The organism is Flavobacterium sp. LM4, assembly GCF_002017935.1.
Taxonomy (GTDB): Bacteria; Bacteroidota; Bacteroidia; order Flavobacteriales; family Flavobacteriaceae; genus Flavobacterium; species Flavobacterium chungangense.
Genome location: NZ_MUFW01000001.1, coordinates 2,876,592 through 2,890,344, shown reverse-complemented (window position 1 = coordinate 2,890,344; position 13,753 = coordinate 2,876,592). Strand labels below are relative to the sequence as shown.

The following is a 13,753-nucleotide window of genomic DNA, read 5'->3' as shown; positions in this document are numbered from 1 at the left end:
TTGTTCCTGATTAAAATGTTAAATTAAGTCCGAATAAATAATTTCTGGTTGAAGGTGTGTTTGTTCCAATAACCAAAAATCTTTTCTGGTAAGTCGTAGTTACTGCCTGATTTTCATCTCCTAATGAATTTGTTTCAGGATCCATACCAGACATTTTGTGGTATGGAGAGAAAAGTACGAAAGGATTTTGAGCCGTAACATAAAGTCTCAGTTTTTCAATCCCTAAATCTCTCATAAACTGCTGATCCAATGTGTAACCTAGTGTTAATGCTCTGATTTTTACATATGATGCATCAAAATAACCCATCGTTGACATATACTTAGGGTTGTCTCCACTTCTAATACCTCTTGGATTAGGAAACTCTGCATCTGTGTTCTCCGGTGTCCAGTAATCCACATCAACATTACTTCTGCGTCCGTTAAGAAGATTAAGATAACTGTTACCTCCATAAAGCGTACTAACTAATACACCACCGCTTTTAAATGCACCAACTGCTGAAAAATCAAAACCTTTATAGCTTAAATTAGTATTAAAACCTCCTTGAAAATCCGGGTCAGTATCGATGATTTGTCTATCACTTGAATTGATTGCGCGTGTTGGTGAACCATCTGCGTTAAAATCTCCAGTATATTTAACTTTAATAGACCCTACAACAGTTCCTTGCTGGTCAATACCAGTTGGTCCTGGCTCTAATATTGACATATAAGGATCACCTTCCTGCCAGATACCAACTTTTTGATAATCATAAATAGAATTGATATTATGACCTACAAACCATGAATTTCCCTCATCCCTTGTAGCTCCTGAGGCCAGTTTGACTAACTTGTTATCATTTGCATATAGGTTAAATCCAACAGACCAGCTCAGTCCTTTTGGATTATCCAAAATAACTCCGTTTAATGATATTTCATAACCTTTATTTTCAGTCTCTCCAACATTCCCAACGTAATTACTTACACCACCTGTTGCTGGTAGATTAACCTTTTGCAGAACATCGGTTGTATGTGTTGTGTAATATTCAATTGTACCGGATAAACGATTATTAAAGAATCCAAAATCCAATCCATAATTCCAAGTTGTAGAAAATTCCCATGATAATTCTGGATTAGGTGCTTGTGTAACATATACTCCTGTAGAGTTTGTATTTCCAAAATTGTAAGGTCTTGTACCCAAAGCTCCTAAAGTACTATATGGATCTACAGCCTGATTAGAAGTTGTGCCATAACCAGCACGTAATTTAATTAAATTAATCCATGAAAAATTTTTCATAAAAGATTCATTTGAAACTGTCCATCCTGCTGACACAGCTGGATAAGTAAACCATTTATTGCCTGGTGCAAGTCTTGACGAACCATCTGAACGAATTGTTCCGGAAATAAAATATTTATTATCATAAGAATACATTAATCTAGCCATATAGGACCTTAGCCCCCATTGTGTATAATCCTGCTCTTCTGGCTTAATAACCGCTTCTTCTTCACTCTGTCCTAAGTTGTAAAACTGAAAGGCGTCAGAAGTAATTCCGTTTCTTGTTATACGAGAAGTGTTACTTGTACGCTGCTCATTTGAATACAAACCAACAAAATTTATAGTGTGTTTATCAGCGAAAGTCTTATCATAGGTTAACAGGTTCTCAATAAGCCATTGTGTTGACAATGTGTTGCTAATAGCTGCATTTGAAATCGTTGTTGGATTTACATCAAATACACCATATCCTTCATAATACCCACTGTTAGAGGTACGAAAGTTCAATCCGCCGTTCATTCGATATTTTAAACCTTCAACTCCTGGTATTTTTACCTCGGCAAAAATATTATTATAAGAACTAAAAGCTCTGGTTTGGTTTACGTAAGATTCTCCTAAACCTTCAATAGTATTTCTTGTATACACCCAATTTTCGTCAGCTCCCATTCTAACTGTTCTTTTAAGGGATCCGTCTGCATTATATGGATTAGCTAAAGGAGAAGTTCCTAAGATAGTCCCGGTACCAATATTATCGCCATTAGTAACAGCATAATTACTATTTGTAGTAAATCCCATACGGAAAATTTTTCCAACCTGTTGATCTAAACCTGCTCTAAGACTGAAACGTTCGTATTTTTGACCCGGCAAAACGGACTCCTCCTTATAATACCCTAACCCTGCATTATATGAACCACGCTCAGTACCTCCTGAAACACTTATATCATGGCTAATCATTTCACCAGCTCCATAAAGCAAATCCTGCCAGTCTGTATTAGTATCTCTTGATTCATCAACCCCATCTGTATATAAATTTGTATAATCTCGAAGTGCGGCAAACTTTGCTCCATCCATCATATCATATTTACCAAAAACTTGTTTGATACCAGTAAATCCATTATAATTAAATGTAGCTTTTTGATTTTTACGTCCTTTATTCGTTGTAATCAATATAACTCCATTTGCTCCTCTTGAGCCATAAATAGCAGTTGCAGATGCATCCTTTAAGATATCAACAGATTTAATATCTACCGGATTAATATCTCCTATTTGACCTCCAAATGGAACACCATCAAGTACAACCAGCGGATCATTATCTCCTGTAAGTGATCTGGTTCCTCGTATACGGATTTGCATAGCTGCTCCGGGCTTGGTTGAAGTCTGCGTAAGCTCAACTCCCGCCAATCTACCTTGCAATGCTTGTGTTACGTTGGCAGATTGCACTTCATTTAATTCTTTTCCTCCAAGAGAAGCTACAGATCCGGTTACCGCTTCTTTTCTTTGCGTACCATATCCAATAACAACAACTTCTTTTAAAATGCCTGATTCTTCTTCAAGCTTCACATTAATCTGGTTTTGTCCATTCACCGCTACTTCTTTGCTTTTTAAGCCTATAAAGCTAAAAACAAGTACTCCGTTAGAAGGAACATCAATAGAATAAGTACCATCAAAACCGGTACTTACGCCAGTTTTAGTTCCCTTTAAATTTACATTAGCTCCAGGAATAGGACCATTTATATCCGATACTGTTCCTTTGACTTTCGTTTGCGCACCTGCATGGAGTGATAAGCCAAACATTAAGATCAAAAAACAATAGCATTTTAATAGCTTTGCTTTACTTGTAACAAAAAAGTTATTCATAAAAATTGATTTAAATAGTTAAAATTAGTTTTTGGTTTATTTAGTTAATAAGTGTATTTATTACAAATATAAATAAAAATACACAATACACAATCGGTTGTTTGTGTTTTTTTTAAATATTTAGTAAAAAAACATGAATTAAAAAACGTTCTATATATTTAAAATTTAAAAAAAATGAATTATATGTAATTACATAATATCTTTTCAAATATTTTTTACCACTTTTAAATAGTTTAGTAAAATTTAATATAAAAATCACAAAAGAAAAAAATACTAAAATCAAATATTATGGGAAAAGCTACAATTACATTTGAAGTATAATTATTGTTAAAAATAGCAATCCTCATAAAAACAACAGGTTGCCTTACTCAAGTTGTCATGAAATTAGTTTAAAAAATAGAATTAAAGAAAGGCAATCGGTTGTTAACTTAAGACATAATTATACCATTACAATGTTCTGATACTCGAATAGTTTAAATTAAGAAAAAAATTATCTAAAGCTCCATCTTTTTGGCATCTTCAATAAATTGATTTAGTCCAATATCTGTCAAAGGGTGTTTTAGTAATCCCTTAATAGAAGATAATGGTCCGGTCATAACATCAGATCCTACTTTGGCACAATTCACTACATGCATGGTATGCCTGATTGAAGCTGAAAGTATTTCTGTATTGAAAGCATAATTATCATAAATTTCCCTGATTTCTGAAATCAAATGCATTCCGTCAGTTGAGATATCATCCAATCTTCCTAAAAATGGAGAAACATAAATCGCACCGGCTTTCGCAGCCAATAAAGCTTGTCCTGCTGAAAAAACTAAAGTAACATTCGTTCTGATTCCTTTATCTGAAAAATATTTACAAGCTTTGATTCCGTCAGCAATCATCGGTAATTTCACTACGATTTGTTCGTGCAAAGCGGCAAGCTCTTCTCCTTCTCTGATCATTCCGTCAAAGTCCGTTGAAATAACTTCAGCAGAAACATCGCCATCTACAATATTACAGATCTCCAGATAATGTTTCAAAATATTATCTTTTCCTGTAATTCCTTCTTTAGCCATTAATGACGGATTTGTCGTAACGCCATCTAAAACGCCAAGCGCCTGAACTTCTTTAATATCTTCTAAATTTGCTGTGTCAATAAAAAATTTCATTGTTTTTTTTGTTTAAGTTTATTTTTGATTAAATAATAGTCCTGTATTCCAATTCAATAAAATGAATTAGAAACAAGTAATTTGATTTGAAATATAATTTGAAATTTGAATAAAAGCAGTAAAAGAAATCACTGCGAAGACAACTTGAAAAACTATCTGTTTTAAAATAAGAAATTAGTGAAATGGCCGTTGACCTCTTCAACATCAACGGCCATAATTACTAAATAATTCACTGAATATTCTCTGGCAAATACACTAACCAAAATATCTTGCCAGAGATAAAAAAACTTCAAAAAACAATCTTGATTTCGATTTAATTTTAACCGAAAATTATTTTTCTTTCTTCAATCGATTAAATATACTGATTGATGATATTTTCGAATAATTCCTGTTTACCGCTTTGTAAATTTAATTCACCATTTTCCTGGGCAATTTTATACAAATCAGTTAAACTTAATTTTCCTTCTTCAAAAGCTTTTCCGTTTCCAGAATCGAAAGAACTATAACGTTGTGTTCTCAATTTATCATAAGGAGAAGATGTGATAATTTTGTCAGCCGTCAATAATGCTCTGGCAAAAGTATCAGCACCACCAATGTGAGCTAAGAATACATCTTCCATATCGGTAGAGTTTCTTCTAATTTTGGCATCAAAATTAACTCCTCCACCTTGTAGACCACCTGCTTTTAAGAAAACCAACATTGCTTCTGTAACTTCCTGGATATTATTTGGGAATTGATCAGTATCCCATCCGTTTTGGTAATCACCTCTATTGGCATCTAAACTTCCTAACATTCCGGCTTTGGCAGCTACTTCCATTTCATGTTGAAAAGTGTGTTGTGCTAATGTAGCGTGATTCACCTCGATGTTCATTTTGAAATCTTTCTCTAAGCCGTATTTATGCAAAAATCCAATAGCTGTAGCTGAGTCAAAATCATATTGGTGTTTCATTGGCTCCATAGGTTTTGGCTCAATGAAAAAATTTCCTTTGAATCCTTGTGCTCTTGCATAATCTCTTGCCTGAGCAAGGAATTGTCCCATATGATCCAATTCTCTTCCCATATCAGTGTTCAGCAAAGTCATATAACCTTCACGACCTCCCCAGAATACATAATTTTCTCCTCCTAAAGCAATGGTAGCATCCAATGCCAATTTTATTTGACCTCCAGCTCTTGCCAATACATTAAAATCTGGATTAGTAGCGGCACCGTTCATGTATCTTGGATTAGAAAAACAGTTTGCAGTTCCCCAAAGTAATTTCACTCCGGAAGCGGCTTGTTTTTCTTTCAAATATTCTGTAATGGTAGCCAATCTGCTTTCTGATTCTGCGAATGTAGCTCCTTCGTTAACCAGGTCATAATCGTGAAAACAGTAATAATCAAATCCCATTTTGGTGATGAATTCGAATGCTGCATCTGCTTTTTCTTTTGCGGCAGCGATGGCATCTGTAGGCTGATCCCAAGGAAAATGTTGCGTTCCCGGTCCGAATGGATCACTTCCTTGTCCGCAGAAAGTATGCCAATACGCAATTGCAAATTTAAAATGCTCACGCATTGTTTTTCCAGCTACAACCTGGTCTGGATTGTAATATTTAAAAGCTAAAGGATTATCTGATTCCCTTCCTTCAAATTTAATTTGACCTATACCTTTGTAGTATTCTTTATTGCCTAAAACTATCATTTTGTTCTTTTATTTATTTGTTAATATTAATTCTAATTCCTGTTTCCATTTTTGATATGCCTTTTCATATGGTTCTTTGTTTTTCAACGGTAAAAAAGTCATTACGTGATCGTTCGTTGTAATACTTGATCCAAATTTATTGTAGTCACCATCTTTTAAGCCAACTGCCCTTGCGGCACCGACTGCTCCTGTTGTATTGTAAATTTCAATTTCGTATCCAATTAATGTCGCAACCGTATTAGAGAAAATCTCAGAACGGAATAAATTGTCATTTCCGGCTCTGATCACATTAATTGTGGCATTATCATCTTTTAAACATTCCATTCCGTACACAAATGAAAAAGCAATTCCTTCCAGAGAAGCTCTGAATAAGTGCGCACTATTATGAATATTTAAATTCAGATTTAAAAAGTGTGTTCCGATATTTTTATTATTGAACATACGCTCAGCGCCATTTCCAAACGGAATTACCACCACTCCATCAGAACCTATGGCGATTTTAGACGCTTTACGGTTCATTGATTCGTAAGTTTCATCGCCCATATTATTGCGCAGCCAACGGTACTGAATTCCGGCGCCATTTATGTTCAATAATTTACCGATTCTCGGAGTTTCAACTTCGTAATTAACGTGTACAAAATTGTTTACACGGTTTGTTTTATTTCCTGTCGCCATTTCGCTTACCGCATAAAAAACGCCCGAAGTTCCGCCCGTAGCCGCCACTTCACCCGGATTTAAAACATTTAATGCCAATGCATTATTCGGCTGATCTCCTGCTCTGTAAACCACCGGAATTCCAACAGGAAGTCCAGATTCTTTAGAAGCTTTTTCATTTAAAGTTCCCTGATTCGTAAAATTCTCAACGATATCCGGCGTCAGCGACTGATCGATTCCGTAATAATCCAATAACCAGTTGGCTACTTTGTTTTCTTTATAATCCCAAAGCATTCCTTCAGACAAACCATTTTTGGTAGTCGTTACTTTTCCGGTTAGTTTGTAGGCAATATAATCGCCTGGTAACATGTATTTATAAACCTTATTATAGATTTCCGGTTCGTTTTCCTTTACCCATTTTAACTTTGAGGCAGTGAAATTCCCAGGAGAATTCAGCAAATGTTCAGAGCATTTTTCTGCACCAATTTCGGCGTAAGCTTTGTTTCCAATTTCAACCGCACGGCTATCGCACCAAATAATAGAGTTACGCAAAGGGTTGCATGCATCATCCACAATAACCAATCCGTGCATTTGATAAGAGATACCAATACCCTGAATTTTTGAAGCCTCAATATTAGCCTCACGAATAGCTCTTTTAGTGCCAGTGCAAATGTGCTGCCACCAAATTTCAGGATCCTGTTCTGCCCAATCTGCGTGTAGCGACACAATTTCCATTTCGTTTTGTGGCTCATTCAAAACAATTATCTTTTTACCTGTTTCAGCCTCAACGATAGCAACTTTTACAGACGAGCTTCCAATATCATATCCTATATAATACATAACTTATAATGATTCTCTTAAAATTAATTTTGTTGGTATGTAACACTGCACAACTTCATCATGCGTGATAAATGCCGCAGCTTTTGTTCCTAATTCTTTAAAATCAGTCGATATAACTGAAATTCCTTTGTATATAAATTTCTTCATTGGCGTTTCATTGTAAGACAAAAAACCAACATCTTCTCCAGGCTCTAAATCCTTCTCTTTGCACTGTTCTAAAAAGTGTCCTAAAATCCTGTCACTAATACTGATGTAAGCAATTCCTCTTTCGATATTGAATTTTTTAGCATCAGTAATAATTTCGCTATTGAAATTAAAATCGGCACAAAATTTCTTAAAAAATACTGCTGTTTCTTTTGGGTGATTCGTATAATCAGGATAAATAAAATGAATGCTTTTATACTTTTTAAACAAATCAGCAGCCTCTTTCAGTACATCATAAAATGATTTTCCGAAATCCTGAAAAATATAATTATTCTCTTTTTTTGAATGGATATTCCAATCAATCAAAAGCAATTTATCATTCGAGATTGCGGATAAAGTTGGTCCTACTTCCTTATCATCAAAATTCATTACTACATATTTGTAATATTTTCCAACGCTGTTATTAATGATTGTTTTAAAAACATCGATATTATAATGATGAAACTGCACATCGGTAATCACATTGTCCGCCAAATTATTCACAAATGAATGATACAAAACCTCCTTATAAGCTTTGAATGTATCCAATACCAAAAGCACTTTTCGTGTCTCGCCTGAAACATAATATCCTTTATTCGGAACAGAATCAATTACATTCTGCTCTTTCAAAATTGAATACGCTTTAAAAACCGTATCTCTCGACAACTGATTTTCTTTACAAATCGCATTTACAGACGGAAGCAAATCTCCTTTTTGCAGAATATTCTCTGCAATAGCATTATTTATTCCGTTTACCAATTGCTGGTATTTCGGAATATCACTGTCGTGATTGATTATAAATACAAATTTTTCCTGCTCTTCGTTTAACATATTGTTCCGTTCTGTTCTGGTATGCTAAAGTAGCTAATCGGATTTTATTAAAAAAATATTTTAACATTGAAATTGTTATTTTTTATAAATCCGATTTTCTCTGTTTTAAATTATGATTTTGTTAAAAAATTTCAGAACAACCCGTTGTGGTTTGCTTGAAATTTTTTTTATGTTTATTTCTCTTTTTTATCATAAGGATCAATCGTAACAATCGAACCATCAGCATTGTATTCAATTTTGGTTACTTTGATAGATCTTAAATGCGTTACTCCTTTTGAAAGACTTGAATCATGATAAAATAAATACCATTCGTTCTCTATCTCACAAACAGAGTGATGAGAAGTCCATCCAATTACCGGATTCAGAATTCTTCCTTTATATGTAAAAGGCCCATATGGAGTATCTCCTATTGCGTAACATATAAAATGTGTGTCTCCTGTTGAATATGAAAAATAATATTTATCGTTGTATTTGTGTACCCACGAAGCTTCGAAAAAACGACGATCATTGTCACCCGCTAATAAAACTGCTCCGTTTTCATCCAGAATCTGAATCTCTTTTGGTTCTTCTGCAAACTCTTTCATGTCATCAGAAAGTAAAGCTACAATTGGTCCTAATGCAGGTTCATTTGAAGATGGTTCTTCATTTTGCTCATCGTATTTATTGTTTCGGTACTTCTGAAGCTGACCGCCCCAAATGCCGCCAAAATACATATAATGCTTTCCGTCATTATCTTCAAAAACAGCTGGATCAATAGTATAACTTCCTTTGATTGCTTCCGGTTCCGGTGTAAAAGGACCAGTTGGCGAATCGCTGATCGCTACCCCAATCTGAAAAATTCCGTTGGCACGTTTGGCTGGAAAATATAAATAATATTTCCCGTTTTTACATGCGGCGTCTGGCGCCCACATCTGTCTTTCTGCCCACGGCACATCGTCTACATGTAAAGCAAGACCATTATCTACAGCCTCGGCATTTACATTTTCCATCGAAATAACATGATAATCTTCCATTCCGAAATGATCTCCATTGTCATTAAAAGGAATTCCGGCATCAATATCATGAGACGGATAAATATATATTTTTCCATTAAAAACATGCGCTGATGGATCAGCGGTATACATATGATTTATCAATGGATTCGAGATTGCTCGTTTATCTAACTCTAAAAAGTCAATATTTTCAATACTATCTTCAGGCATTTTTTTTCAGGTTTTTTAATTTTTAAAATAAGCTAGGCTCTTCGTTCTTTTAAATCCGATTCAATTTGGACTTCCATTTTCTTGTCGATTTTGTAGAAAAATAATAATGTAACTCCAATCAGAAAAGGGATTGATGGGAAAACACTTACTAGTAATTTTATCCCATTAATTGCAATATCAGATTGTACGGCTGCATTTGGAACATAATCAAAGTGCCCTAACAGTGAAGTTGTTAAAGCTCCCCCAATACTCAATCCTGCTTTTAAACCGACCATCATAGCAGAGAATATAATCGCAGTTGCACGACGGTTATTTAACCATTCTGAATAATCGGCAACATCGGCAATCATCGCCCATAAAATTGGAATTGTAATTCCGTAGAAAAATCCATGTAGAATTTGAGAGAAAAAAATAAAGCTGATTGATTTTGAAGAGAAGAAATAGAAAGCCAAAATAAATAAGGTTGAGACAAATAAAAAGGAACCAAATATGTTTCGTTTACCATATTTATCTGCTAATCTTTTTGATAAAGTGATTCCGAGAATCATGAAAATAATTCCGCCGGCATTAAACAAGCCAAACCCGGCTGCAATAGGATCATTACCAAACTGATTCAATCCGATACTTGCTAAACCATCTAAAATAGGCTGAATAAAAATCGCCAGTTGTTGCTTGTCTACATAATTTTCGAAATAATAAACATACGAACCACCTTTCATTGCTAATGTAATAAAGACTAAAGTCGTCAATGACAACATGATTACCCATGGTTTATTTTTCATTAAATCGGCTAAATCTTCTTTAACACTTGACTTTTGCTCCGGTTTGGGAACGATGCGTTCTTTGGTCGTGAAAAAAGTAATCAAAAGCATTATAGTTCCGATAATAGCCAGAACGGTCATTACTTTTTCAATACCAACAGCTTTATCGCCATTTCCGACACTTTTTATAATTCCTAGCATAAATACCTGCACGAAAAACTGCGCAAACATTACGGCAACAAACCGATAAGACGACAAACTATTGCGTTCGCCCATATCACCCGTAATTACGCCACTCAAAGCAGAATAAGGCAGATTGTTACTCGCATAAAACAATAATAAAAAAGTATACGTTACCACCGCATAAATCACTTTACCGTGATAAGCAAAATTAGGCGTTGTAAAAGCCAGTAAAGCGATTACACCCAAAGGTACTGCAGTCCATAAAATCCACGGTCTGAATTTTCCCCATTTGGTACTGGTCCTGTCAGCCAAAACACCAATAATAGGATTAAAAACAAATGCTGCAATCAAACCAACAACCAACATAATAATAGAAGAATCTGTAGGCGATAATCCGTAGATGTCTGTATAAAAATAAGCCAGGTAAGTCATCAGGGTCTGAAAGACTAAATTTGCCGCAAGGTCGCCTAAGCTATATCCAATTTTTTCTTTTATGGATAGTTTTTGAGTATTAAGATTCATTATTTGTTTGGTATTAATTTTATTTAAATTAATTTCTCTTTTTTAGATTTAATAGTTTATAATCATATCAAAAATCACAGTAATAAAAACAATCGGTTGTGTAAAGATATGTAAAAAAAACAATCAGCAACTTATTTTTAATTAATTTGATTATAATAAAAACCATTCGGTTGCATTCTTAGCTAAAAAAAAGATGTTACACGTTTATTTTTTTTCTTTTAATTTAATTATACTGCTATACGACTTTTTATATTTTAAATTTTTATCAAATAATAACGGATAATTCGTACGACCTTTTATAGGCCAGTCATTTAGCCAGGATTGCCCATCATAAACGCCCCAAAAAGTAATACGGCTAATTTTATCTTTATGCTTAAGAAATAATTTAAAAATATCTTCATAACGCTTCGCCAGCTGTGTCTGAACAGCATCGGGAAGTTTTTCAGTATACGGATTCATTTTGGCACTTCCTTCAAAATTCTGATTGACATCTGCGCCTTTTAGATCCCATGGATTTGGTAAAACTGTAATGTCTAATTCTGTAAAAGCGACTTTTAAACCTAGAGCCGAGTAAGCCAAAATACTTTCTTCAATTTCTTTTATCGAAGGGCTTTCCAAACGCCAATGTGCCTGGATACCCACACCATCAACCTTTCCTCCTCCGGCTTTTACTTTTTTGATTAAATCAATTGTGCCTTGTCTTTTTGCTGGAGCTTCATTGTTATAATCGTTATAATACAAGTCTACTTTTGGATCGGCTGCTGCCGCTAATTTAAAAGCATCAACCAAATATTGCTCTCCAAGTGTACTCAAAAAAACTGATTTTCTTAAGGTTCCATCTTCGTTTAAAGCTTCATTTACAACATCCCACGAACCAATTCTTCCTTTGTATTTTGAAACGATCATTGTGATATGGTCTTTCATAAAAGCTCTCATTTCTGCGCTGTCTTTGATTTTCGCCATCCAGGGAGCCAGTTGGCTGTGCCAGATTAAAGTATGACCATGAATAAACATTTTGTTTTTTTCTCCATAGGCTACAAATTTATCAGACATCGCAAAGTCATATTTGTCTTTTTGCGGATGTACAAACATCGACTTCATGATGTTTTCTGCCGTAATTGCATTAAATTCTTTACGAATTAGTGCATCTTCATTAGCATTTTTTTCTTCGATTTGATTGGCATTCAAAGCCGTTCCGATATAAAAATCTTTTTTATAAGCGTCTTTCAAAGAAGTGTTCTGCGCTGTGCAGTTTACAATCAGCAATGTGGTTATTGCAAGTAAACAGGGTTTAATTAATTTCATACTTTTTTAGTTTTTGGATGATAGTTATTTTTTATTTTGTAATTTTTTCATGAAAATTATAATCTGTTTATTTCCTAATTCAAAAAACATTATTATCGAACAAATTTTTTAGTCGTCAAAACATTAAAATCCAATTAAATTTATTATATTGTCAGTATTTAAAATTTTGAGGTTTATAAGCAATTCCCATTTCCAAACCTCTTAACTCGACAAGACTTTTTAATCTTCCTACTAAAAAATAATCTGGGTATGTTTCTGTTTTTACATCAACATCATGCAAAAAGCCATGATCAGGACGCATTGGTAAACTCACTTTTCTTTTATTCATCAACAAAAGCACTTTTTCAATAATGATTTCCTTTTTGGTATCTCCTCCTAAATGGGCAGATTCTCTAAAAATGTTTTCGCTTTCGCGGAAGGTATTTCGTAAGTGTAAAAAGTGAATTCGATCTCCGAAATCATCTATAATTTTCTCCAGATTGTTTTTTGGATCCGCTCCTAATGAGTCCGTGCAATAACAAAGTCCATTTGCGTTTAAAGGCAAGGCTTCAAAAATTGCTTTAATATCTTTTTCTGTTGAAACAATTCGGGGCAAACCTAAAACCGAAAATGGCGAATCATCAGGATGAATAGCCAATTTAGAGCCTAATTCTTCAGCAACGGGAGCAACTTCTGATAAAAAGTAAATCAGGTTTTCCCTTAGTTTATTATTGTCAATTTCTGCATAATTATCTAATAAAGACAGAATCTGTTCAGCCGTAAAATTGATTTTACTACCCGGCAATCCTAATAAAACATTTTTAAAAAGTAATGCTTTTTCGTCTTCAGAAAGTTCATTTCCGTATACCAACGCATTTGCTTTTTCTTCATCAGAATAATCATTTTCAGCATTAGGTCTTTTCAATAAAAACACATCAAAATAAGTAAAAGCCAGCTTATTGAATAACAACGCTTTGCTTCCTTCTTCATTAATAAAATTATGATTCGTTCGAACACAGTCCAGAATCGGCATAAAATTATACGTGATGATTTTAATACCGCAGTCCGCCAAATTCTTTAAACTGATTTTATAATTTTCAATGTATTGCAAATAATCTCCGGTAGCCCGTTTTATTTCTTCATGAACTGGCAGACTTTCCACAACAGACCACTCCAAGCCAGCTTCTTTGATAATTTGCTGTCTTTCTTTAATACCTTCAATTGACCAGATTTCCCCAACGGGAATTTGATGCAAAGCGGTTACAATTCCGGTTGCGCCGGCCTGCTTGATGTCTCTTAAAGTAACATTATCCTGAGGGCCAAACCAACGCATGGTTTGTTGCATTTTTATCATGATATTC

The 13,753-nt window shown here is 34.3% G+C and carries 9 protein-coding genes; all 9 read right to left on the bottom strand.

Annotation, left to right across the window (positions count from 1 at the left end; all coding sequences use genetic code 11):
* Window positions 1–10: 10 nt before the first annotated feature.
* The 9 genes from BXU10_RS12735 to uxuA all read right to left on the bottom strand — a co-directional run bounded on the left by BXU10_RS12735 (window position 11) and on the right by uxuA (window position 13,746).
* Window positions 11–3,103, bottom strand: coding sequence for a TonB-dependent receptor (locus BXU10_RS12735; protein WP_078227634.1), 3,093 nt, complete (start codon window positions 3,101–3,103; stop codon window positions 11–13).
* Between the two features lie 494 nt (window positions 3,104–3,597).
* Complete coding sequence (gene fsa, locus BXU10_RS12730; RefSeq protein WP_078227633.1) at window positions 3,598–4,254, bottom strand: fructose-6-phosphate aldolase; 657 nt, start codon at window positions 4,252–4,254, stop codon at window positions 3,598–3,600.
* 352 nt (window positions 4,255–4,606) lie between these two features.
* The gene (xylA, locus tag BXU10_RS12725; protein WP_078227632.1) at window positions 4,607–5,932 is read right to left on the bottom strand and encodes a xylose isomerase; all 1,326 of its coding nucleotides are present in this window, start codon (window positions 5,930–5,932) and stop codon (window positions 4,607–4,609) included.
* Between the two features lie 9 nt (window positions 5,933–5,941).
* Entirely contained in the window at window positions 5,942–7,426 is a 1,485-nt protein-coding gene (locus tag BXU10_RS12720) for a xylulokinase (protein WP_078227631.1), read from the bottom strand.
* Window positions 7,427–7,429: 3 nt separating this feature from the next.
* Window positions 7,430–8,440: a GntR family transcriptional regulator gene (locus tag BXU10_RS12715; protein WP_078227630.1), complete on the bottom strand. Its 1,011-nt coding sequence runs from the start codon at window positions 8,438–8,440 to the stop codon at window positions 7,430–7,432.
* A 173-nt stretch (window positions 8,441–8,613) separates the two neighbouring features.
* Window positions 8,614–9,642 carry a glycoside hydrolase family 43 protein gene (locus BXU10_RS12710; protein WP_078227629.1) on the bottom strand — a complete coding sequence of 343 codons (1,029 nt, stop codon included), beginning with the start codon at window positions 9,640–9,642 and terminating at the stop codon, window positions 8,614–8,616.
* A gap of 32 nt (window positions 9,643–9,674) precedes the next feature.
* The gene (locus BXU10_RS12705) at window positions 9,675–11,108 is read right to left on the bottom strand and encodes an MFS transporter (protein ID WP_078227628.1); all 1,434 of its coding nucleotides are present in this window, start codon (window positions 11,106–11,108) and stop codon (window positions 9,675–9,677) included.
* A 204-nt stretch (window positions 11,109–11,312) separates the two neighbouring features.
* Entirely contained in the window at window positions 11,313–12,413 is a 1,101-nt protein-coding gene (locus BXU10_RS12700) for an endo-1,4-beta-xylanase (RefSeq protein ID WP_078227627.1), read from the bottom strand.
* A 151-nt stretch (window positions 12,414–12,564) separates the two neighbouring features.
* Window positions 12,565–13,746 (bottom strand): mannonate dehydratase, encoded by a 1,182-nt coding sequence (gene uxuA / locus BXU10_RS12695; protein ID WP_078227626.1) that lies wholly within the window; start codon window positions 13,744–13,746, stop codon window positions 12,565–12,567.
* Window positions 13,747–13,753 lie beyond the last annotated feature (7 nt).

Bases quoted from the DNA above. Each gene is read 5' to 3' on its own strand.
- uxuA (WP_078227626.1), bottom strand. From the start codon at position 13,746: ATGATAAAAATGCAACAAACCATGCGTTGGTTTGGCCCTCAGGATAAT.
- BXU10_RS12705 (WP_078227628.1), bottom strand. From the start codon at position 11,108: ATGAATCTTAATACTCAAAAACTATCCATAAAAGAAAAAATTGGATAT.
- BXU10_RS12710 (WP_078227629.1), bottom strand. From the start codon at position 9,642: ATGCCTGAAGATAGTATTGAAAATATTGACTTTTTAGAGTTAGATAAA.
- fsa (WP_078227633.1), bottom strand. From the start codon at position 4,254: ATGAAATTTTTTATTGACACAGCAAATTTAGAAGATATTAAAGAAGTT.
- BXU10_RS12720 (WP_078227631.1), bottom strand. From the start codon at position 7,426: ATGTATTATATAGGATATGATATTGGAAGCTCGTCTGTAAAAGTTGCT.
- xylA (WP_078227632.1), bottom strand. From the start codon at position 5,932: ATGATAGTTTTAGGCAATAAAGAATACTACAAAGGTATAGGTCAAATT.
- BXU10_RS12700 (WP_078227627.1), bottom strand. From the start codon at position 12,413: ATGAAATTAATTAAACCCTGTTTACTTGCAATAACCACATTGCTGATT.
- BXU10_RS12735 (WP_078227634.1), bottom strand. From the start codon at position 3,103: ATGAATAACTTTTTTGTTACAAGTAAAGCAAAGCTATTAAAATGCTAT.
- BXU10_RS12715 (WP_078227630.1), bottom strand. From the start codon at position 8,440: ATGTTAAACGAAGAGCAGGAAAAATTTGTATTTATAATCAATCACGAC.